16 protein-coding genes are annotated in these 23552 nt (G+C 48.4%); all 16 read left to right on the top strand.

Annotation, left to right across the window (positions count from 1 at the left end):
* The first annotated feature begins 128 nt into the window (after positions 1–128).
* The 16 genes from PsAD37_RS16545 (at position 129) to PsAD37_RS16470 (ending at position 23532) form a co-directional block, all read left to right on the top strand.
* Positions 129–848 (top strand): DsbA family protein, encoded by a 720-nt coding sequence (locus PsAD37_RS16545; RefSeq protein WP_063297094.1) that lies wholly within the window; start codon positions 129–131, stop codon positions 846–848.
* Between the two features lie 4 nt (positions 849–852).
* A complete protein-coding gene (locus tag PsAD37_RS16540) occupies positions 853–1761 on the top strand; it encodes a ParB/RepB/Spo0J family partition protein (protein WP_193778283.1) in 909 nt (302 codons plus the stop codon).
* Positions 1762–2674: 913 nt separating this feature from the next.
* On the top strand, positions 2675–5182 hold the full coding sequence (gene mobH, locus PsAD37_RS16535; protein WP_063297092.1) for a MobH family relaxase: 2508 nt from the start codon (positions 2675–2677) through the stop codon (positions 5180–5182).
* Positions 5175–7049 (top strand): conjugative transfer system coupling protein TraD, encoded by a 1875-nt coding sequence (gene traD, locus PsAD37_RS16530; RefSeq protein WP_153039775.1) that lies wholly within the window; start codon positions 5175–5177, stop codon positions 7047–7049. The genes mobH and traD overlap by 8 nt, the downstream gene beginning before the upstream one ends.
* Positions 7050–7601: 552 nt before the next feature.
* On the top strand, positions 7602–8231 hold the full coding sequence (locus PsAD37_RS16525) for a DUF4400 domain-containing protein (protein ID WP_063297091.1): 630 nt from the start codon (positions 7602–7604) through the stop codon (positions 8229–8231).
* Positions 8232–9447: 1216 nt separating this feature from the next.
* Positions 9448–9729, top strand: coding sequence for a type IV conjugative transfer system protein TraL (gene traL, locus PsAD37_RS16515; protein WP_063297089.1), 282 nt, complete (start codon positions 9448–9450; stop codon positions 9727–9729).
* Positions 9726–10310: a TraE/TraK family type IV conjugative transfer system protein gene (locus PsAD37_RS16510; protein ID WP_063297088.1), complete on the top strand. Its 585-nt coding sequence runs from the start codon at positions 9726–9728 to the stop codon at positions 10308–10310. Before traL ends, PsAD37_RS16510 begins: the two co-directional genes overlap by 4 nt.
* A 113-nt stretch (positions 10311–10423) precedes the next feature.
* The gene (locus tag PsAD37_RS16505; protein WP_084407891.1) at positions 10424–11374 is read left to right on the top strand and encodes a type-F conjugative transfer system secretin TraK; all 951 of its coding nucleotides are present in this window, start codon (positions 10424–10426) and stop codon (positions 11372–11374) included.
* A gap of 2 nt (positions 11375–11376) precedes the next feature.
* Positions 11377–12726, top strand: coding sequence for a TraB/VirB10 family protein (locus tag PsAD37_RS16500; protein ID WP_063297087.1), 1350 nt, complete (start codon positions 11377–11379; stop codon positions 12724–12726).
* Positions 12723–13169, top strand: coding sequence for a TraV family lipoprotein (locus PsAD37_RS29595; RefSeq protein WP_369327104.1), 447 nt, complete (start codon positions 12723–12725; stop codon positions 13167–13169). The genes PsAD37_RS16500 and PsAD37_RS29595 overlap by 4 nt, the downstream gene beginning before the upstream one ends.
* Before the next feature lie 50 nt (positions 13170–13219).
* A complete protein-coding gene (gene traA, locus PsAD37_RS29195; RefSeq protein WP_063297086.1) occupies positions 13220–13621 on the top strand; it encodes a TraA family conjugative transfer protein in 402 nt (133 codons plus the stop codon).
* A gap of 196 nt (positions 13622–13817) precedes the next feature.
* Complete coding sequence (locus PsAD37_RS16490; protein WP_084407889.1) at positions 13818–19370, top strand: Ig-like domain-containing protein; 5553 nt, start codon at positions 13818–13820, stop codon at positions 19368–19370.
* A 121-nt stretch (positions 19371–19491) separates the two neighbouring features.
* The gene (locus tag PsAD37_RS16485; RefSeq protein ID WP_084407887.1) at positions 19492–20229 is read left to right on the top strand and encodes a DsbC family protein; all 738 of its coding nucleotides are present in this window, start codon (positions 19492–19494) and stop codon (positions 20227–20229) included.
* Entirely contained in the window at positions 20226–22685 is a 2460-nt protein-coding gene (gene traC / locus PsAD37_RS16480; RefSeq protein WP_063297083.1) for a type IV secretion system protein TraC, read from the top strand. Before PsAD37_RS16485 ends, traC begins: the two co-directional genes overlap by 4 nt.
* Complete coding sequence (locus PsAD37_RS16475) at positions 22682–23020, top strand: hypothetical protein (RefSeq protein WP_063297082.1); 339 nt, start codon at positions 22682–22684, stop codon at positions 23018–23020. Before traC ends, PsAD37_RS16475 begins: the two co-directional genes overlap by 4 nt.
* The gene (locus tag PsAD37_RS16470; protein ID WP_206600080.1) at positions 23017–23532 is read left to right on the top strand and encodes a S26 family signal peptidase; all 516 of its coding nucleotides are present in this window, start codon (positions 23017–23019) and stop codon (positions 23530–23532) included. Before PsAD37_RS16475 ends, PsAD37_RS16470 begins: the two co-directional genes overlap by 4 nt.
* Positions 23533–23552: the final 20 nt, after the last annotated feature.

Genomic DNA, 23552 nt, shown 5'->3' with positions numbered 1-23552 from the left:
CGCTTCTCATCGTCACTCCAGCGCCGTCCTTGGCTTTCTATCATCATCAAAGTCCATGCAGATAAAACTACACGTACGATAGAGCAGCAAAGCTAGAATCGTCAGGTCGGGTTCGCCGGACGCTTACTGTGCAGGTAACCAGTATCAACAATGAGCTCGCACAGTTGCGTGATGTTGTTGACGCAAATGCAGTGAAAAAAAATGAACTTGGATCAATGATCAAAGCAACGATCCAATCTATGGCGGATGAGCGTGAAGCTGAGATCCAGGCGGCTTTGTATCAAGACTGGCCGCTGGCCAAGGACGATACTGGAGGGCGGCGAATTTACGGCAATGTTGATGCACGTTTCACAATCGTTGAATATTCGGACCTTGAATGCCCTTACTGCAAAAAATTCCATGAAACTCCGAAGAAGGTAGTCGAAGCTTCTAACGGGAACGTAAACTGGCAATACAAGCACCTACCGCTGGATTTCCATAACCCAGCAGCCAAGCAACAGGCTGTAGCCGCCGAGTGTGTTCGCGAGCAAAAAGGTAACAAGGGCTTTTGGGTCTTTGTGGATGAAGTTTTCAAGCGTTCCGGTAGCAACGGACAGGGTGTGAGCGATCTTCCCAAATTGATCAACGAAGTTGGAGCAGATATTGATCAGCTTCAAACCTGCATGCGCGGTGGCAGAGCTACGCAGATCGTTGAACGCGATGTTCAGAGAGCCAATGACTTGAACATTAGATCGACACCATCTTCATTTGTTGTCGATAACACGACCGGAATAAGCGTCCCTCTAAGCGGCGCGCAACCATATGAGGCTGTGGTTGCAATTATCAGACGATTGGCTGCAAAGGGGTAGGGTGATGAAACAGGGTGGGAGCTTGGCAAGGTTAGGTCAGCTAGCTGATAGACAAACGAAAGATCGCATCTTGCTCTTACCTGTGTTGGATGTTGAGCCCAACCCCAACCAGGTACGAAAAGAATTTCGGGATATCGATCAACTTGCTGACTCCATCCAGCAAACAGGATTGCAGCAACCTATTCTAGTGTCGGATAAGAAGCAAAACGGCAAGTACACGATTATCAATGGTGAAAGACGTTGGAGAGCGCATGTTGCGCTAAAGAAGGAAACGATAAAAGCAATAGTTGGTTCTGCTCCCGGCGAAGCTAAACGTATCGAGATGGAGTTAGTCGAGAATATTCAGCGTGATAATCTGACGGCGCAAGAAATTGGCAGTTCACTTGCGAAGTTGGTTTCTTTGGGCTTCAACCATAGAGAGATTGCCAAAATCATTGGTAAGAGTCGAATGTACGTGATGAGGCATCTCAAGCTCAATGAAGATCCCTCGTTGGTGAAGCAGTTTGCTGACAGAGGAGTGTCAGACGCTGATATCTTATCTAATCTTGTAAAAATACATGCGGTATCACCTACAAGTACTGAGCAGCTGCTCCAATCAGTTGGTACTGATGCGTTGAAGCGAGAGCATGTACGTGACACTCTGCAAAAAGTGACGGCCAAAAAAGCGAAGAAAAAGCCTTCCATCGTCGGTAAAGGCAAATCACGAAAGCAGAGTTCGCGAGGAGAGAGGCCGCAAGTGCATGTGACTGTTGCTTACGATGAAGCTAACTACAATGCGATTTTAGACTTGGAGCAGCTAAGCTGTCGGGACGGATTTGTTCGGGTAAGAAGAGACAGTACAAAAGACTCGTTTGAAGTTCCATGTGAATGCATAGCGGTGGTAGGGGTCTTTGACCAAGCAAACGGAATTTGAAAAACCCAAAAAAAAACGGAATATTCAAATTTTTTGAAAACCCCGTAAAAAACTATACTTTTCAAAAAAAAACAGTGGTCCTACTGAGAGGGCCACTGATCCCGTTTGTGAGCGAGGTTATTTCCCACTGCAGGATTGCTTCAAATAGTAAGGCATTTGGGTAGCCGTGACAATTCTTTGATCTGCTGTAGTTGTGTTACCTGAACAGTGCCGGCTCCATGCCTTGCTGTACTCAGACAAATCGAACGGTGGCAGTTCACAAGTGGCCCTGAGAGAGCCTGGAACGTTCTGAACACCAGTTCTCTGGATGAACTTCACGTCGTTCAAGTCCATTCCATGTCCTCGGTTACAATATCTGTCCCAGCGTTCTTGCTCATAGATAGACCTCCCATAGACTTCGCTATTCGCTCGACCCATCTGGACTGCCGTGGAAGCAGAGAGTGATACCGTTGGAGGGTAGACAATGGGAATTCCAGATTTATGTGAAGACCGATTGTCCAAGACGTGTACGAAGCCCTCCTGTCGGTATGCTGCCCCACCTAGAGATCGATCACGGCGCGACACCTTTGGAGGAACAGCTTTACTCCGGTTCGACAGCCAATTTTGCCGGTGTGGTTTCTCCACTGTGGCAGCTTGGGCCACGGGCTGTTCATTTTGGCTTACCCAGAACGGTAGTTGTGAGTTCTGGAGTGTATCGCAGCCGCCTAGTAGAGCTAGAAAGGCAACAGCAAGTGGTTTTGTCCGGTTCATGAGCAGGCCTTCTGTGTTGAAATTGTGTGCTCAATCTAAAACCTGCCATGGCTAATCATCGCAGACTGATAACTTATTTTGTGAAATATCCTAGGAATGTGCGTTCCTCGACCATGAGTGCTTCAGTCTTTGGCAAATTGATCCAAACAAAGGATGACCAAAGATGAAGCTGCTCCCACGTATTTTGCTATCTAATCGGAGATGGAATGTCCGCACAAAAAGCAAGACAGACCTAGCAGCAAAAGGCAAAGCGCAAGAGGATCAGAGCATTGATGATGAGATCCGGGACCTCCCTCGTTATCCGCCTTTTGCTACTGGAATGCCATCGATCAGCGTGGACAAGATACTCCTTACCCAAAAAGAGCTTCTGTTAAAGATAAAGCAGTCTCTTGGACTGCATCCAGCGCTCTATGAAGAGCTTGTCGCGCCCGCAATTCGAAACTATGCGGCCTATGTACATCTCCTACCTGCAAGTGAGAGTCACCACCACCGAGGCGCAGGAGGGTTGTTTCGCCATGGGCTTGAAGTCGCACAGTACGCGGCACAGACAGCCAATGGCATTATCTTTGCTACAACAGGAACTCCGGCTGAAAGAAGAGAGATTGAGCCGCGTTGGAAAGTAGCTTGTTGTCTAGCTGGGCTTTGTCATGACGTAGGAAAAGCCATGACAGATATCCGCGTAAGAACACAAGACGGTGGGTTGGAGTGGAACCCGTACACCAGTTCGCTTAGCGACTGGCTCTCAGATCATGAAATTGAGCGATACTTTCTGAGTTGGTATAACAACAGACATAAGCAACACGAGAACTTTGCCGCTCTGGCTGTTAATCAGATCATGACGCCTGCGATACTGGGGAAGCTCAGTGATAGTGGGCCAGAGATACTGCGAGAGTTGCTTGTTGCGATTAATGGTACAGGTGTTTCAAATCCGGTTGCCAAGCAGGTACTTACGGCTGATCAGGCAAGTGTTCAGCGTGACCTTAAACTGAACCGTTTGGACACCGATCAATACGCATATGGTGTTCCTATCGAGCGGTACGTGATTGACGCATTGCGTCGTCTGGTAAGTAGTGGACAGCTACAGGTCAATCAGGCAGGCGGAAGGGTTTGGCATACAAGGGAAGGAACATTTCTGGTTTGGCCACCCACAGTGCGAGCCATTCACGATCTGTTAAAGGAAGACAACATTCCGGGTGTTCCGCAAGACCCACATACTTTAGCTGAGATATTGTTTGAAAAAGGCATCGCACTTGCGCCAGGGGATGATGAAAAACTCCTCTATCATAAGATCTTGCCGATACCTTCTGGACAACCTGGTATCTCCCTTATGAGCCCTGTTACGGCACTTAAGATAGTCAGCGAATATGTGTTCTCTAATGAGTTGCCTCCAGCTGTAGAACTGAAGGGCATTAAAGAAGCAAACCCTGCCACTGATCAGAGTTCTAGTGCAGTGGTGCAGAACACAGCTACAGAGCCCCACGAGTGCGAATACGACCCGTTGACGGGAGAGTTTCCGATGGACCCGCAGGAAATACCGTTTTCGCCAGCAAATGACTACTTTGATGCAGCACCACCACAAGGTGAAATGGAGTTTTCTCAAGATTACTCTGAAATGGAGCCAGGAAGCCAAAATGAGCATGCTCATGATGCAACCAGCTCTGTTGTACCAATAGCTCCTCTAAAGCAGCAAACAGAAAGCACGACAACGGATGTAGCACCGGCTGATACAGCTACTCGTCTGAGTAAGCATTTGCAGCAAAATGTAAGCCGACGACAGAAAAAGGAACAAACGAACAAAGCTCTATCTCAGTCTGACGAACCTCATCAAGATCGTACTGATGAAACAACGGGGCAAGCACCGATAAGGTGGGCGGATGTGTCAGAAGAAGAAAAACCGTCAAGCGAACCTATCCGAGATAAGCTTGAGAAGCCTGAGACAACTGACCTGAGCCCTAAAGCAGCTCTTAATCAAGTTCTGAGCGAGCATGCTGCAGCTGCAGACCTTTTGATTGAGGTTGCAGACAAAGCAAGCTCGGAGCAAGGGGAGGGTGCAGATAGATTTCTATGGCATGGACAAAAGCTTTGTTTGGTATGGTCTACCTTCTCTAAAGGTATTGGTGAGCCCTTGAAATTACTAGGAACTCTCAACGCGGCTGGAGTGGTTGAGCCTGATCGTTTTAGTACCGGTAGAGCGACACAAACGGTAGAGGGCACCAGCTGCTTGGTTCTAACAATACAGATCTCTCAACTTATGTCTGACTTGGTTCCTCAACCCTCTGCAGCAGACGAGGAGAAAGCAGACAGAGCCGACAAGAAACCTGCCGGTGATGTTGAAACAGAGGCGCCTCAACAAGAAGCCGATCATATTCCTGAAAAAGAAAATGCACCTCGTGAGGTAAAAAGGCGCAGGAGCGGTAAAGAACGGCCAAGGGGTATCGAACGCATTAGAGATTTGAAGGAGATGGTCATTGCGCGGGAGGGAAGGTGGCTTCGGTCCAATGTGCAGATAGAGGGAAATGATCTGATTACCAGCGCAGATGCCCTGAAAGAGATCATTAAAGAGAGCCCTAGCCTACGACGGTTTCAGTTAGAGCATTTGCTTGTTGAGGCGGGAATAGTGCTTGATTCAGAAAACAACACTTTGCGTTTAAAGGTGCCAGAAAATGATTAAGTACAATCCGACAAATTACGAAGTTCCTTGGCGCCCAAACTATGAGATGTGGGCTATCTCAGGTTGGGCGTCGTCATCTGCGCTTGCTCTGATGATCCAGCAGGTCTCCAAGATGCCTGAAGATCCTTTCTACTGGATGGCCGGTATCTGTGGTGCGATGGGGCTAGCGCGCCTGCCTGCAGCATGGCGCCTAAATCGGTTACAGAAAAACCTAGGCGGTAGGCCATTTGAGTATATCAATTTTGATGAACTTCAGAAAAAAATGGGTAGCGATGGTGCTCACGTATGGTACGGGACAGGGTTTGATTGGGAAAATCGGCACGCGCAGCGCGTGTTTGAGATACTTAAGCGGGATTGGGCAACCTTTACCAAGAGCGTCCGTCCAAAGCCTTTAAAACTACCTTTTACGAGGCGTAAGAATGATGATCAGGGTAAGAACATAGGGCAACCCTGGATACATGGGGTCGAGCCGGAGGAAAACGATATCTTCCAGGCTATGTCGCATGTAGAAGGCCATACGCTCATCATTGGAACTACGGGGGCTGGCAAAACTCGTATGTTTGACATTGTTATCTCTCAGGCGATCGCCCGTAACGAGCCCGTGGTGATCATAGATCCCAAGGGCGACAAGGAAATGGCGCAGAACGCGAAACAAGCTTGCATAGCTCTTGGGCAACCAGAACGCTTTGTTAGTTTCCATCCAGCATTTCCAGATCAGTCTGTTCGTATTGACCCGTTGAAGAATTTCACCAGAGGTACGCAGCTAGCAAGCCGTATTGCTGCATTGCTGCCTACGTCCGGTGGAGGAATTGATCCCTTCGTTCAGTTCTCGTGGAGTGCTCTGAATAATATTGTGCAGGGTCTTCTTTTGATTCACGCAGCACCCAATTTAAGACGCATAAAACAGTACCTGGAAGGTGGCGCTGCAAAGCTTGTTGAGCGGGCTGTCATTTCATACGCTGGGAAGGTGCTTCCCAATGGCGTAGACGAAGCTAAGACCTTTTTGAAAAAAAAGGATCAAGCAAATGATGATCATAGGGCGGGGGCAATGGCCGCGTTCTACTACAAGAAACTACAACCGGAGAACCCAAACTCAGATCTCGAAGGGCTTTTGTCTATGTGGGAACATGACAGAACGCACTTTGCCAAGATGGTTTCATCCTTGCTGCCTATCATGAACATGCTCACCAGTGGAGAAATTGGTGAGTTGCTTTCGCCTGATCCAGAAAACTTGGACGATGAACGCCCAATCATGAGTTTTGGGCAGCTGATTAACAACAACTGTGTGACGTATTTGGGCTTGGATTCATTGACTGATAATATGGTCGCGCAAGCTGTTGGATCTCTGATGCTTGCCGATCTGGTAGCTTTGGCGGGTGACAGATATAACTACGGTCAGGATCTTGCTCCAGTAAATGTCTTTGTTGATGAAGCCTCAGAAGTAATGAACGTACCCTTCATTCAGCTTCTGAATAAAGGTCGCGGTGCACTCCTCCGGCTATTTGTTGCAACACAAACAATTGCGGACATGGAAGAGAAGTTAGGGTCTAAAGCGCGGGCTATGATGGTTCTGGGAAACTTGAACAACACATTCGCTTTGAGAACCATTGATAGTGAAACGCAAGAGTACCTTGCCCAGAATTTGCCCAAAACGAGGGTCAAATACGTGATGAGAACCCAGGGGCAAAACACTGATTCAAATCATCCAATCCTTCACGGAGGTAACCAAGGGGAACGGCTTATGGAAGAAGAAGCCGAGATATTCCCATCTCAATTAATGGGGATGCTGCCAAACCTTGAATTTATTGCTAAAATATCGGCGGGTCGTATTGTTAAAGGTCGAATCCCCATTCTGAAAGCACACTGATAGAAGCCGCTGATATGAACAACTTTGCCTTAAACGTCGTAAAACCTGATTTGTCGACAGGTGAAGTCTATCTGCGTCTACGTACAGAGATTATGCCCTCTGAACCTGATGGCAGTAGTGCAGGTAGTGTTTTAGAATATGAACTACCAATTGCATTTGACGTAATTCAAAACGTTTGTCGCATTTTTGGCGACAGTGCCTATCTAGGCGATAGACGCTTGGTTTCCGTTTTGGTGGGGAATGCGCTGCAAGCATACGAAAATCTGATCTACCGGACCAACTCTTTGGAAAGCACGCAGGCGATGCGGTTGGCCGTGTTTGTCTCGACACTTGTTACACAGATAGCAGAAGTCTCACAATGCCGCATAAGATGTGCTTCAGGTGGGAGGTGGAACCCTTTGTTTGGTGCGTCCTTAGATGAGTTCTGCCGGGGCAATAGTGGTCCCTTTTCATGGCATGAGGCGAGACTTCCGAATGTAGATGAATACAGGGTGCTCACGTATCGCGATATAACAACGAGAAAAGTCACTCGACTGTTGTTAAGGAACGAATATGAGCAAGCCGTTTGTATGGGCGATGTTGGCGCTTTCACTCCAGATCCTGGCTATCGTGATCCTGATACCGGGGAACTGGACACACAAGGCGGTTACGAGTGAGTTGGCATTGATCAATTCTGGCCTTGGCGAAGAAACTGCCAAGTGGGTACAAGACAGGGCATCCGGTTGGTACACTTCAGCGTTCATAAAGACCGGAATTCAGGAAGAAACCTACCGCCTATTCATCCCTACAGACGAACAAAAGCACCGGTCTGTCGGGTTGGAAAACATGGGAGATTGGTGGTTTCCATTGGTTGAGGATCGACTGAACGGTCTATTTGCAACCATCTATCATTTGCTCGTTCGTGTTTCGCTCTTTGTAGTCTGGTCTCCATACATGGCGTTGATCTTTGTTCCGGCTATTTTTGATGGCTTGATGATGCGCAGTGTTAAGAAAACAAACTTCCAATACGCCAGCCCTGTCATTCACCGTTATGGTGTACGCGGCGTAGCGTTTGTTGTTTTTTCGATGGTTTTCGCGTTCACGCTACCTATAGCTTTGGACCCTCGCATCATTCCTATTGCCCTTATTGTGGTTGCGGTTTGTCTCGGTATGATAGTCAGCAATATGCAAAAAAGGATATGAAAACAAAGTGTTATGGTGGGTGTTCGCATGCGAACACCCTAAGTATACGGGCACACTTGGTGCCAACGCCACGATGATGGTGTGCCAGTAGGTGGAAACAGTCGTCACCCCATTTCCCTGAACAAAGAAAGCCGGTGTTGTGAGCAGGTGCATTTGGTTGGAAGAGCATCATGGAACGGTTGTGCGCTGTGCATCCTTGGTCGTCGTAAGAAGACGTTTGATCATATAAAACAGCGGCCTATATGAAGTGTTCGCATGCGAACACCCTAGGTATACTCGCGCACTTGGCGCCAACGCCACGATGAAGGTGGGCCAATGGTTGGAAGCAGTCATGAACGCATATCAACTGAAAGAGAAACCGCTAAATTTGTGTTGGCTGATTATGGCCGGCTTAGCAATGCGCTCACGTAGAGTAGGGTAAGGTAAAAAAAATCCAAATACGGGCGCTACTGCGCTCAAGGAAATCTGCAAATTGCTATCTTCATTGAGACGAAAAAGCAGGGTGTAGTAAAGATGCCAGTGCATTTCCTTTCTTGTGAGTGTGAAGATACCAATACCCCGCTCTGGTTTCTTAATGAGATCATCCCGACCTTCATTGCCCTCTTTTTCGTCAAACTATCTGGAAAGACTCGTTCCTTTTGACCTATAGGTGTCATTGCAGCGCAGGTTTATCGGCGCGTGCGTAAAGGTGCTCCTGACAAGTTTAAGTGCAAAAGCATTCATTGGGTGGGCCTGACCTCGCAGCTATGTCGCTCGTTCTGCAATCCATTTGTGCGGAGAGCCTTCCCTTAAAACTCCAGCAGTCCTTCAATGCGTCCGATGGTTTTGAGATCACCCACCTTCTAGGTTTGGACCGGTGTACCTTTCCTGTCGCCCTTATCCTCTTTGCGACTAGTCTCGGTTTGATTGTTGGGATGGTGTAAAATACATATAATACAGAGTGTTATGGCGGGTGTTCGCATGCGAACACCCGAAGTATGCGGACACATTTGGTGCCAACACCACGATGATGGTGGGCCAGTAGGTGGAAACAGTCGTCACCCCATTTCCCTGAAAATGAAAACCGTCTGTTTTGTGTTGGCTGATCATGGTCGGTTGAGCAATGGCGAACACATAAAGAAGAGATAGCCGAAAAAAAAACGAAATGCGCCCGCTGCTTCGCTCACGAAATTGGCAAATCGCTATCTTCATTGAGATTAAAAAATGAGGCGTAGTGATGAAACCAGTGCAAATTCCAAGGCGAGTCGATGATCCAATCCATGTGTTGCTTTGGTCTCTAGATGAGGTCGCTCCAATCTTCATTGCCCTCTTCTTCGGAGTGCTGCTTGGGAAGGCTCACTACTTCATACCGATTGGTCTCATTGCAGCGCAGATTTATCGGCGCGTTCGCGAAGGTAATCCTGATGGGTTTATGTACCACGCGATTTACTGGGTGGGGCTGACCCCGCAACTATGTCGGTCCTTTCGCAATCCATATGTGCGGAGATACTTCCCATGAGACTTCAGAAGTTTCTCACTACGTGGGATGGAACCCAAGCGGAAAATCGATGGAACCGCCTCTTGTTACTTGGGCTCATCCTCGCGGTCATAATGCTCACGGTTCTGGTGTTCAAGAGAGACACAGTTGTTGTGCTTCAGCCTTGGTCTTTGACTCAAGAAGCGGAAGTGATGAAGTCAGACAGCACACAGAGCTACAAGGAAGCATGGGGCTGGGCAATGGCCATGCTTATGGGGAATGTGACGCCATCAAGTGTCGAGTTGGTCGAAAAGCGCGTCGGTCCGCTCTTACATCCCTCGATTTATGAAGACGTGATCTTAGCAATCAACCTGCAGGCGGAGGAGATCAAGGCAGACCGTGTCTCCATGCGTTTTGAACCGCGATTGCTGGAGTTTGAGCCAAGCTCGAACAAGGTATTTGTCTATGGAACCTCTTTCATGAGAGCTCCTTCCGGTACTGAGAGGCGTACCGATCGTACATACGAATACATCGTGGAGGTCTCAGCTTACGCACCCGTCATTACTGGCATGCAGATGTATGAAGGACGCCCGCGTACCGCTCGCGTTCTCAAGAAGAAATAGAGCAAAGGGCGTAAATCCAAATGCAGTCGAGAATTTCCCTAATATCCGTTTTGTTGCTAGCGACTTGCACGTCAGCTTACGCTTTAGATCTGCCGTTTGTTCGTGAAAGCGCTATGAAGAAAAACGTGCCTGCGCCTGTGGCTGCAAAGGCGCCAGCGGCTGTAACACAACCGACGACAAGCCCTGTTCAAGAAGAGCAGAATAAGTCGTCTGCTGCCGCTAAGACCCCGGTGATACAGAAACAGAGTGCGGCGTCTACGCCAAAGACACGGCCTGTGATTGATCCGGCGAACTACCCTAAGCGTAAGGATGAAAGATCCCCAGCAGCTCAAAGCAATTTGAATATGGTACCTGGAGTGAACCAGATTATCCCGATTGCACAAAATCACCCGAACCGGATTGTGACCCCGTTTGCTAACCCCGTCGTGAAATCAACCACGTTGGAAGCGGGCAGTGCCACGGACTGTGGTGAGGTCTGTATCACCGATAACGTGATCTATGTTGCGACCAGCAAAGAATATCCGGTGACGATGTTCATCACGGAGCGTGGTTCCGAAGCCGTAGCTCTCAGCCTGACTATGGTTCCCAAAAGAATACCACCGAAAGAGATAAACCTTCAATTATCTCAAGGTGATGTAACCAACATCGTAGCGAACCGTAATGCTGAGCGCTGGGAAACAAGCCAGCCATTTGTTGAGGTAATCCGAAACGTCTTTCGAGAAACAGCACAGGGCAGAGTTCCTCAAGGCTACGTTCTTTCTAAAACTCCGCGAACAGCTGACTTACCCAAGTGTACGCAAGCTGGAATCAAGACGAAATTCGCATCCGGGCAGCTCTACACTGGACACAACCTCTCTGTGTTCATCGGTGTGGCTGAAAACAAAACGAAGCGTGCTCTTGAGTTTAATGAGCAGAGCTGCGGCGCGTGGAATGTCGCGGCTGTTACAACTTGGCCCTACTCGGTGCTCTTACCGGGGCAAAAAACTGAAGTCTTTGTTGCTGTTCGTCGAAATGTCGGCGGTCGCCCTGCAACGAAGCGTAAGTCGCTACTGGGAGGGAGTTAGTCATGCGAGCGTTGCTAGATAAGGTTGATCCCAAGTTCAAGAAATGGGCTGCTGGCGGATTGGCTGCTGGTGGTGTGGTGGTTCTCGTTGCTTTGACGACCGGCCCAAGCAATACCGAACAAGTCAAAAAAGGGCGCGATGAGACCATTCGTAATGTGTTGACGAGTGGTAATACGCGCCGCGTTAGCTTGGAAGCCTTAGATGCAAAACTATCGCGCATAACTAACGATGTTCAGGGTTTGAAGCGCGATGTAACAAACCAAGGAGAACAGCTTGGTTCCGCAAGGAGTAAAGGCTTAAATGATGGGCAATTTAATACTCGCCTTAAGAAGCTGAGTGAAGCAGTAGCAAGGCTTGAAAGCGAAAACAAAAGTCTCCAACAGCAGTTGCTTGAGACAGAAAAGCAAGTCATTCGCACAGTGAATGAAGCTGTATCTGGCACCAGTCCGTCAGACTTTCCTGATGACATGGAAGATGGCGAGTCTCTGAGTGACGAGGTGAATGTTCAAGAAGTCCAAAATCCAAATAAGGTTTTTGAAACAGCTATTTATCCAGACCCAGTTATAACAGAATCTGGACAAAAAAGGTCAGATTCAGCAAAGGCGGGCAATTCGGAAGGCTCTGAGCCAAGAGTTAGTGGCAACATAGTCACGATCAGTCAAATTGCGTCTGGTGTAGAAGAACTCGAAGCTGAAGAAAAGGATGACCCAGGTTTGTTCCTGGCGTCCGGATCTATTCTGCAAGGCGTTATTCTGAACGGCATGGACGCTCCCACGAACAGCAATGCTCGCAAAGAACCGTTCCCAAGTCTGTTGAGATTGCAGAAGGAAGCAATTCTGCCGAACTACTTTCTCGCTGATATTCGTGAATGTTTTCTCATCATGTCTGGCTACGGTGATTTGTCGTCCGAGCGAGCTTATCTGAGAGGCGAAACTCTCTCATGCGTTCGTGACGACGGAGGCGTGATAGAAGCCTCCCTGGCTTCATATGCTGTTGGTGAGGACGGAAAGGCCGGTGTTCGAGGCCGGTTGGTTAGCAAACAGGGCGCAATTATTGGCCGCTCTATGTTGGCAGGCTTCCTGTCAGGTGCTGCCGGAGCGTTCAGTGCACCGCAAGTACCTGCCTTGAACACAAAAGGAGACTCTCAAGCTCTCTATCAATCTCTCATGAGCCAGGACGCATTGAGTAATGCTGGCGCAAAAGGTGCCTCAGAGGCTCTGGCGAAAATTGCAGACTATTACATTGAACGAGCTGAAGGCGTGCATCCAGTTATCGAAATTGATGCCGGTCGCCAAATCGAAGTGATCGTCACAAAAGGTGCGAAACTCAGTTTCAAAGGGGGCAAAGCATGACCAATAGGCGGCGATCATACTCGCGAGGACTGTTTGCCTTGCTTACTTCAATTACACTTGCTGGCTGCAGTAGTCTGGGGCTTGGAGAGGCAGAGTTTTCCTGCGCTGACAATGCGAAAAACGTGAGGTGCATGTCTACCGCTGAAATGTATGAAGCGACCAATAATGGCCGTTTACCGTCAAACTTTGTGAATGCGAATGGAGAACACAACTCGACACGTCCTCAAGGAATGTTGGACGACCTCGGGTATGTGTCTGGTCAGCTTTCAGGAAAACCAACGCCAATACGATCCCCTGCGCAAGTAATGCGTATTTGGGTGGCCCCCCGTGAAGACACCAGCGGTGATTTGGTCATGTCCGGTTATGTCTTTACTGAATTAGAACCACGGAAATGGGTGGTTAGCGCCCCCCACAGGAAAAGCATCTCTACTCTTCACCCCTAAGAAACTCAAAATTGATGGCAAACGGAAAGAATTTTTAAGCGGAGATATCCATGCAAACAAACGTAAAGAAAATAGAAACTAAATATCTGAAGTTGTTGTCATTGCTCACGGTTGCTGCAGTGCTTTTCGTGGCAGTACAGCCAGATGCGGCGCATGCGGGTACGGGTGGTACGGAGTTCGATGAAGTTTGGGAAGCTCTCAAGGATTGGATTGAAGGCACCTTGGGTCGTGTTGTTGCAGGTGCAATGATCCTTGTTGGTATCGTTAGTGGTGTCGCTCGACAGTCTCTAATGGCGTTTGCAGTCGGTATCGGCGGCGGCATGGGCCTCAACTATTCCCCGACCGTAGTGGAATCTATCATGACCGCAACAATCACAGCGGCAACCAAAACCCCTGAATTTGTCAGCAATACGGCTGGTCTGATCTCAACCAGCATTGGCTTTGGGATGTAGCAGCAGTCTTCGCTACTCAGCTGAAAGGAGGTATTTGAAATAGCAAATATGTTTTACTCCGGTTAATGACCCCAACAAGCCCGTTCGCGCGTAAGTGCGGGCGGGTTTTTCTTTTTCGAAGTGTTCGCACCCTCCCAAGAATTCCGCGCCGAGCCGTTAGAGTCGCGGCATTGATCGAAGCAGAGAGGTGCAGAGAATGAGAACTTGGCGATTAGCCCTGTGGTCGGGGGTGGCCACGTTGCTGGCTCTCCCCAGCGCGCAGGCCGATCTTCTGGAGTACAGCTTTACCGATACTCTTGGAGAGCAGAGGGTGCTGCAGGCGGGAAGCGAGTACGCAAACCCTGTCAGCGAATTGACGTTTAGCCTGAGCGGCGGTCTGGACCGGAAAGTCCGGATGCTGATCCGCAATGGGGGAGGGGCGGTTGTCTCATCAGCCTCAAGCGAGTTGCTTGGGGCCAATGACCGTATTTTGGTTGATGGAGATGAATTCTACGGGGAGCGGCTGCAGCTGCCAGTGCCTGCAGATGGGAGTTATGAGTTTGTTGCTCAGATCTTGTCTTCTGATGGAGATGTCGTTTCTGAACAGATTGATCCGGTGCGTGTTCACACAACACCACCTGCGTCTGGTGGCTTTGACATTGTTCAAGGGAGGCCAACAGAAGTCCCCGGATTCCCGCATCGTTTGATTGGTGGATTGTATTTCAACTACCTTCAGATCAACGGAATTACCTCTGATATTCCACTCACTATTGCAAAGATCGCCATCAAAGACTTGGAGGCTGGCAACGCAACACGGACAGCATATACATCAACCTGGGGTGGAAGTGCTGAATGGAAACCAGAGGAACTGTTCAGTGAGGGCGAAGAAAGTACATTTGAGCTGGTCGCTCAACTGCGGGATAAAGCTGGTAATGTCACTGAACTAACAGAAACATTCTACTATGATAAAGCATCGACGAAACGCGGTCCGATGGAAGCTTTTGCGATTTACGATCCAGACAAAGCCCCTAGTACTCCGCTGCTGAACAACAGCAAGTTTGAAGGCTTTATTCCATATACAGCCGGAATGACAATCTCACAGAACCCGATTAAGCTCATTACGAGATTATCGCGGGAGAACTACAAAACGTTCTCTCCATTTGGCTTGGGATATACTACCCACTGCCGTAATGATTGCTTGTCTGGAACTCCGTTCCACACTGATGACGACTACGTCTATCTAGAAACGTATAAACCTTATGAGTTCATTCAGATAGGGGCTAATCATGCTAGTCTGCGCTCAGTAGATTTGTTAACCAATGTTGCCACTAACTACTTTGATGTAAACGTGGCTGAAGGCACGGCAATCTCCCCTAAAATCAAAAACCTAAAGCTTGGCTTTAAAGGAGATAAAAAACTATATGGCAGCCTACGGATTGGTCTCGATAAGAAAGATTGGATCTTTAATCGTGTTGTAGTAACGGTTGATCCCCGTCCTTACCGCCAGCGCATCACGGTAGATAACAACCACACGCGTGGTCTTGACAGAACGGTCTTCATGGAGCCTAACCAGACAACTGTAACTATCGATATGCCTGAGTACAGTGCCTATGAAACACGTCAGGCGAACTTTGCTAATTACCGAACGGGTATTCGTGCTTATGCTTATTCGCATGAGTTACCGATACAGCTGAACTCAGAGATGTATGATCGTATCATAGATACGAATTTTACAAATCCTGAGGTTAATGACATCAAAGTTCTCGAGCAGGAAAAAGAAGTTCATGTTGAGGTCAATGAAGATGACAGTGATGCTATTAAAGGAACGGTTCACAGGATTCGTTGGTTTGTCGATCCAAGCAAATCAAAGTTAGAACTACGAGCCTCCAATGGTACTTACAGCGAAGTGCCATATAGCCATGAGATAAAATACACTCATTGGAAGCGTAGGTTCATCTATGATCTCTCGGCGGTGCCAGATGGTGTCTACACCGGTATCAGAGCCACAGCGGTTGATGCACAAAACAACAAGACGGTCAAAGAAATTAACGAAACAGTTGTAATCGACAACACCGCGCCAACGGTTCACTTCAATCTTGATGATGGCAGTGATGTTGTATCACTTGATGACATCTTCATCTCTGTTTCGGATAATTCTGACAGTAACCCACAAATTGCATCAGTACAGCTGACCGGTGGCCCTACCAAAGACCAGATTAATTTGCCAGTGCGTGAAGTGGCCGGTGGTCAATATCAGCTTGAATATCCAATCCTCTTCCCTAGTTTTGAGCCGAACAGCAGCTACACAGCGCATGTTGTGGTGAAAGATGAGCATGGGAACACTAGCGAAGAAGCTTTGTGGTTTAATTACAAACCTCATCAGATCACTCTGGAAGGGGGCTTTGACAGCAAGTTCTATATTCCCGCTGTGGTTACTGAACTGGTTCACAAGGACGGGCGGCGACTGATCGAAACTGAACCGCTCACGCTTGCTGATGGAGCGCCAGTCTCAGGCACTTATGACGTGTTGGCCACGCTACGTGGGGATGCACCTTCGGCCTATATCGTTAATGGTATGCGGATTGAGCCAGGACAAACCCTGGCGATTTTGAGTGATCATGATTTCTCAACTTCATCCGGCAAACTCAGTATTGGCGCTTACCCCGCCGAAGCCGGAATTGAAGGAACGGCCCATATTTTGGTGATGACGACGGCACCAAACTCTCCAATCTTGTCAGCTGAGCTGACGAGTTGGATCGGTCGAGCAAACCTGAGTTCATCGAGCTGGACAGTTAAACAGGTTTTGGATCCTGTCTCTATTCAGGCCTCTCCTGCACCTGGCAATCCGTGCCGACTGACGACAACCATGGAAGACGCTTTTCACGCCGATCCAATTGATGATCCGGTTTGCGAATTCGTTTGGACAACGATTCCAGATGAGAGTGAACGTGTTCTAAGTGAGCACGGTGAATTCCAAATGACCCAAATCGAAGGGGTAGCCTTTGCCTTGGGCAAACAGGCAGTCTCCTATGAACTAGCTGTATATGGCGGTGACGGATCTCGCATTGTGGTTGGTCGTGGCTCGCAGGATCTTGAAGTTGTTTCGGCTGAAGGATCTGTTTCTTTAGCGCCGACAGAAAACCTGACGACCGTGTACCGTGGCATTGAAAATATCTCTCTTCAAATGAAACATATTGATGGAGGCTCCTGTTCCCTGACCTTGGACAGTGATCAGGCAATGCGACAAAACAAGTGTTTCTTCGAGTGGACGAATATCCCGACAGGATTGCAGCAAAACTTCTACTCACAGCCATATCTGACGGGATTATTATCTGATGAAGGCACATATCCGGTTCAGTGGCGTGTGAGTAAGTTTGCTCCATCCGGCAAGCGCGTGACCCTTAATGAGCAAACATACAACATTGAGGCGATTAATCCTCCAGCTCCACAGATTGAGATGTCGGAAGCTGGCGATGGCTTGTTCTTTGCTCCTCTAGGTGGGCGACGAACCCGAGACATTGTTGTCACAGCACCAGCATCTAAGCTGCTGATTGATGTCATGCGGGACAATGTCACGGTTTTCAACGAGCTATACAACCTGCTCTCGGAAACAAGCAATCGTGTCTATATGTCCCTTGAAACCTTGCCTTTGGCCCTTTGGCAAGAACAGCAATTTGATGTCACCGCCCGCTATGCGGAACTCTCTGGTGTTGAGAGGACAGCTACCATTCTCGCAGTTGGAGTGCCGGCTGAAACAGTTCGCCCTTACATCTCTACTGACCAACGAGATGCAGTAGACACAGAACTTGTGCCGTTGACGATCGATCTTCGCGATACGCAAAACTTCAATGGAGCGTACGACGCGGCCACGATGGGGCAGTGGGAAGCAAGAGTTGTTTATGACACCCTTGATGGGCCAGTTGCACTCTCGAACTTTGAACCGCTTACAGGCGGAAGTCTTACCACTTTTGTTGATATTTCGGGCCTGGGGGCATCCAGCCTGCGCTTGTTTGCTGAAGCCAGATTGCTGAGTGAGCATCCTGGTTACCAACGAGTTGAGCGATCAGTTACCCCGACGTTTGTTACTGTGCTGCGAGGTAATGAAATTGCAGGTAGCGTTGTCAGCCGCGCCTTTAGCGGGCCTGCACCGCTCAGCACCTACTTCAAACTGAGTGTTTCAGATCACTTGGACCGCCGTGCTGTGGGTGAAGTGATTTGGCAAGTCAGCTATGACAATGGAGGAACATGGACAGAGTTTGTACCTGAAAGCGAGCGCAAGAAGCTGCAATTTCATCATACATTTGATGTGGGCAGCTACTTGGTGCGTGCCAAGATTACAAACATAAACTCAGGAGCCGTTTCCCATACGGATCAAACTAGTGTTACAGCCTATGAATTGCTTGACGTTGAGCTGAGCGGACCAAGCTCGGTCGTTGTTGGCTCGAATGGTACTGTACTGGCGCAAGTCACAAGGAATGGTCTGGCGGCGCCGGAGAGTGAGTATGTTCTTGAATGGTCGACGGATGGCGGAGAGACTTTTGAGACTGGTTCAGGAAAGGAATTGGTTGTTGAGGGGATGGAAGAAGGCGTAAAGCGGGTCCATGTGCGAGTACGGGCTATCGAGGCGCCTATAGAAGACCGGTATGCGTACTCGGTTGATCGGCACAATGTTGGGATGCGCCGTCTCAAGGAACCGCGGGCAACGCTTTACGGCTCCAGAAAACTTGAGATCGGTCAGAGCTATGAGTTTTCTGCGCGCTTGAAAGCCCCCTATCGTGATATGAACGTTGCCGTCAAAGGAGAGTTCGTGTTTCCTGATGGGTCCACAGTTGAAGGGGAAAGCGCCAGCTACACCGTTCGCGAGGAAGACACGCAAGACGGGCGGGTAACCATCAAATACACAGCGTGGCTTGAAGGGTTTAAGGATCAAACCTCCAAGACCGTTGAGCTGAAAGCCCAAGTTTGGGCGTATGAGTGGCCAGAGTTTGTGTTTGGGGTGAGCGCGGGTACGAACCAAGTCCCAACGACGGTCAAAGCCAGCGTGCGCGTCTTGGGGAATACGCGCAACCCGGAAGAGCCCGTCTATAATTGGGTGCTGCCTGATGACGCAACCGATGTCATAGAACGAGGTGATCGTAATCGTACGTTTGTCATCGACAAGCCGGGAGAATACGAGATCATTGCCAGGATCAGTGATGAGCGGGGCAATGAGACTGTGCTGCGCGAGATGCTGAACCTGGAGCCTGCGCCGGACTATGACGTGGAGATCTCGTTCAGACCATCGAACAGTTACCATCGTGCGCCACTGGGCGTGTTTTTGCGTCCGGAAGTCACCGGTGGTCACCCGGACGACCGAGTGGACTCTTATGCCTATTCAGTCAACGGGCAGGTGCTTAAGTCGACCAACTCTTATGCAAGGGCGGAACTAGAGGCTGGTGACAGCACGGTTCAGTTGAAGGTTCTGACCAAGATGGGGGTTGTGGCAACCGGTGAACTTGTGATCCCTGTTGCGGAAAACCAGCCTCCTGTTTGTGAGCTGGAGATTACCGATACCTCACGCTCGTGGATTGGCAAGGCTAAGTGCAAGGATCCAGATGGCCGCGTTGTTAAACACAATTGGCACGTAGATGGTCACAACGTATCAGTCAGCGGATCCCGTGTGACGATCTCCAAGAATGATCAGGAGCAAATGCCGATGGTTACTTTGAGCGCGATCGATGATGCAGGGGCTCAATCAATGGAGGTGTCCGCCTCCCACGCTGTAAACTAAAGGTCAGCATCAAAGAGACAAAGAGCCGGGGCGTTTGCTCTGGCTTTTTTGTTTTGAAAGTTGGAACTCAGAAAAAAAACAGCTCATCGGAAAATGAGTACAGAGCTACGCAAGCACCAAAATGAAACTCGCTAATGTGCGTTCCAGGTTAACTGGATCGGAAAAAATGCGCAGATTGCTATTATCGTTATGTTGCTCACTGGCTATTTCAAGTGCAAGCGCACTAGAGTTTAGCCCGGAAGAACCGCCCATTAATAGAATTGTGGAGTTACCGGTAGACGGGCTCAGGGCCATTGAGAAAGAAGGGAAAATCTTCTTCTTGTCGACGAATGGCCGTTTTGTTTTGTCTGGGCAAATTGTCGATGTTTGGCAACGCAAACCTCTAGATACATTTGAGCAAATCAGAGAAGCGGCGCTGAAGCTCGATGTGAGAGCTTATGGCGTTGACCCCGACGAGCTAAATACAATCACAATTGGTGCTGGCCCAAAAGAAGTGATTATGTTCACAGATCCACTGTGCAGCATTTGTCACAGTGTTCTGGATGAAGCCAAAGACCTCATGCAGGAATACACGTTCAAACTAATTTTGGTTCCAGCGCTCGGTAACCGGTCCAATCAGCTCATTCGCTCATTGTTTTGTTCTGCCACTACGAACGAGGAAAAAAGAGACCTTTACCTGCGCAAAGATCTCGCATCAGTGAATAACGAGGGAAATTGCGACAGCAAAAGGCATGACCAGACGCTCACTTTTGCTCAAATGATGGGAGTTAATGGAGTGCCATTGATCATCAACCCAATGGGCACTGTCATTCGCGGTCGACCACCTGTCCTGAAAGCATTTCTGGAGGGAAGCGAATGAAATTTATCTCGATCAAAAACATTTTGAGTGACCAGATCGTTCCAGAATCGGTGCGGGCATCGAGTCTTATTCCGGTCTTGGCTTATAGCGAGGACGACCATCTGTTTCTATTAGATGATCAAACTCTCGGCTTTACTTTCATGTGCCAACCAATACCGGCTGGCGATGAAAAGATACAAGAGCGCGTTGCTGGACTGATTAACCAAGACCTTCCCAAAGATTCCAGTATGCAGTTTGTTTTGTTCCGGTCTCCAGACATCAACATGCAGATGTATCATATGCAAAGTATGCGAGACGGTAATCAAGACCCATTAATGGAGCAGGTGATTAAGGAACGTATTGATTTCTTGCAGGAACACACCGTTGATAATGTCACAGTCTCGACAGACATGGGCATTTATGACAACGGGATCGTGCAGGATCTGAAGCTAATTGTTAGCTGTAAGGTCCCAATCAAGAACCCCAAGCCTACTGAGAAAAATCTGCTTGAAGTTACTCAGCTGCAGGGCAAGTTGGAAAAGGCTCTCAATCATATCGGGCTGGTCCCTAGAAAGCTCGACGCGCGCGGCTACATTCGGGTGATGTCGACACTCTTGAATTGGGGGCAGAACGCGAGCTGGCGAAACGATGCAACAGGGTATGAGACGGATCGGACAATCAACGAACAGTTATTTGATCCTGAAACACAGCTCGACGTAGAGCCGCGCGCGCTCTGCTTGGGAGACCAACATCTCAAAGTTCTCAGTGCAAAGAAACTGCCAGACGCATATTACTTTGGCGATGCAATTACCTACATAGGCGATATTTCAGGCGGCAACTCTTCAATCAAAGAGAATTATTTCGTCGTCATGAATGTCATGTATCCAGATTCTGAGCAGCTAAAAAACCAGCTCGAACGTAAAAGGCATTTTACTGTGAACCAGGCTCTCGGACCAATGACCAACTTGGTTCCGGTTTTGGGTGATAAGAAACAAGGCTTTGATCTCCTCCACGAAAAAATGAAAGAGGGTTCGAAGCCTATCAGGGTCAGCTATTCTGTTGTTCTTTCAGCACCTACTAGAAAGCGCGTTGAAGCTGCTGCAATAGCGGCGCGCAATCTCTGGCGAGAGAGTCGGTTTGAGCTTATGGAAGACCGCTATCTACAGCTTCCGCTTTTTTTGAACAGTCTACCTTTGTGTACTGACGCGAAAGCAATCAAAGATCTGTTCAGGTACAAAACCCTCACTGCGGAACATGCTGCAGTCTTGGCTCCCATTTTTGGAGAGTGGAAAGGGACAGGCACTCCACACATTGCATTGATGAGCCGAAACGGTCAGTTGATGACCCTTTCCCTGCATGACAGTAACTCAAACAAGAACGCAGTTATCGCCGCTGAATCAGGCAGCGGAAAGTCATTTCTCGCGAATGAACTTATTATTGCTTACATGTCGGAAGGAGCCCAGGTCTGGGTAATCGATGCTGGTAAGAGTTACGAAAAACTGTGTGATACCTTGGATGGTGATTTTGTGCACTTTGAAGAAGGCACCAATGTTTGCCTGAACCCATTTGAGTTGATTGATAACTATAAAGATGAAGAAGACGGAATCGTTGGAATTGTATCCAACATGGCCTCTCCCAAAGGAACATTGAGTGATCTGCAAAATGCGCGATTAAAGGCAATCATCAGTGAAGGATGGGAAGAACACAACAAAGCGCTCAAGATCGATCATATCGCTGAAGCTTGCTTGAAAGATAAAGATCAGCGAGTGAAAGATATTGGTGCTCAGCTATTCCCTTTTACTTCAAGGGGTAATTACGGTCGCTACTTTTCAGGCAAAAATAGCATCGACTTTCGCAAACAATTGACTGTTCTTGAGCTTGATGAATTGCAAGGACGTACAAACCTTCGACAAGTTGTCTTGCTTCAGCTGATTTATCAAATTCAGCAAGAAGTGTATCGCGGTGAAAGAAACCGAAAAAAAATCGTCATTGTCGATGAAGCTTGGGATCTTCTGAAAGAAGGTGAAGTCTCGAAGTTCATGGAGCATGCTTACAGAAAGTTCCGTAAGTATGGTGGCTCGGTGATCATTGCTACCCAGTCAATCAATGACCTTTACCAAAACGCTGTAGGTCAAGCGATTGCTGAAAACTCAGCAATGATGATGCTCTTGGGTCAGAGAGACGAGACAATTGAGAGCGTTAAAAAAAGCGGTCAATTGGCAATGGGGGACGGCGGCTTTCGAGCGTTGAAAACCGTTCACACTATTGCAGGTGCTTACTCCGAGATCTTCATCAAATCCAACGTCGGGACTGGCATCGGAAGATTGATAGTCGGTGAGTTCCAAAAGCTTCTTTACTCAACTGATCCAAGAGATGTTCAGCTAATCGAAGATCTTCGCAGACAAGGCTACAGTGTTTCTGATGCCATTCATATGATCATTAATTCTCGCAATAAAAAATCGGAAAATGCAGCATGAAACCCACGACTGTACTGACATCATTTCTCGCACTCGGCTTAGTGTTCGTTACTTACACAACTTATGATTTGCGTTTGAAGATTGAAGAGTTTGAACAGGACCTGCAGAGAACTCCTCCAATCGCGGTAGTAGACTTCTTGGAAGTTGCGAAAAGCTTGGATCCGGGTGCCTCAGAGGCAGAGGTTAGAGACGTGTTGCTGAAGGTCAATAATGCGACCATGAAGCTGAAAGAGGCTGGTTATCTTGTTCTGGATAGGGAGAAAATTGTCAATGCTCCTGAAGATTTGCTGTTGCCGTTAGAAGCTATAAAACAAGCAAACATTTCCACCCAATGATGAAATGGAAACGAAAAAAGCAGTCTTGGAGGCTATTTGCCTTCAAGGCGCTGTCGGTCATGGTTCTGTTGTTTGTTGCTGCAGAGGCATTCTCAGCTCGTTATCGGATTGCTTATGATCCTCAGAAAGTGAAGTGCCTGCCAAACTATAGTGTTTATCTTTTAGACACTTGGGACACCTCGCGAGAACGAGGGGGACTGTATTTTTTTGACGCTCGCGGTTTTGAACCGATTTTTCAAGATGGCACCCGACTGGTGAAGATCCTGTCGGCTCTTCCTGGTGATCACGTTCAAGTTAGTCACGACGGTGTGTTTGTAAACTCTTCGAACCTGGCGAAAGGCTTAGCGTTGGCTGATAAACTAGGAAGCGATCCCAAGGACTTTTTGGTATCTGGCACCTTGCAAGAAGGGAACTATTGGTTTCTCGGAGAGCATGAGCTGAGTTTCGATTCCCGTTATTGGGGAGCGGTCGATAACGACCAAATCCTCGGCAGAGCATATCCAATTTATTAAGAAGCCAATTCGGTCGGATG

Origin of the sequence: Pseudovibrio sp. Ad37 (genome assembly GCF_001623075.1) — a bacterium.
In the GTDB taxonomy this organism is placed as follows: domain Bacteria; phylum Pseudomonadota; class Alphaproteobacteria; order Rhizobiales; family Stappiaceae; genus Pseudovibrio.
This window is presented reverse-complemented; position numbering and strand designations above follow the sequence as displayed.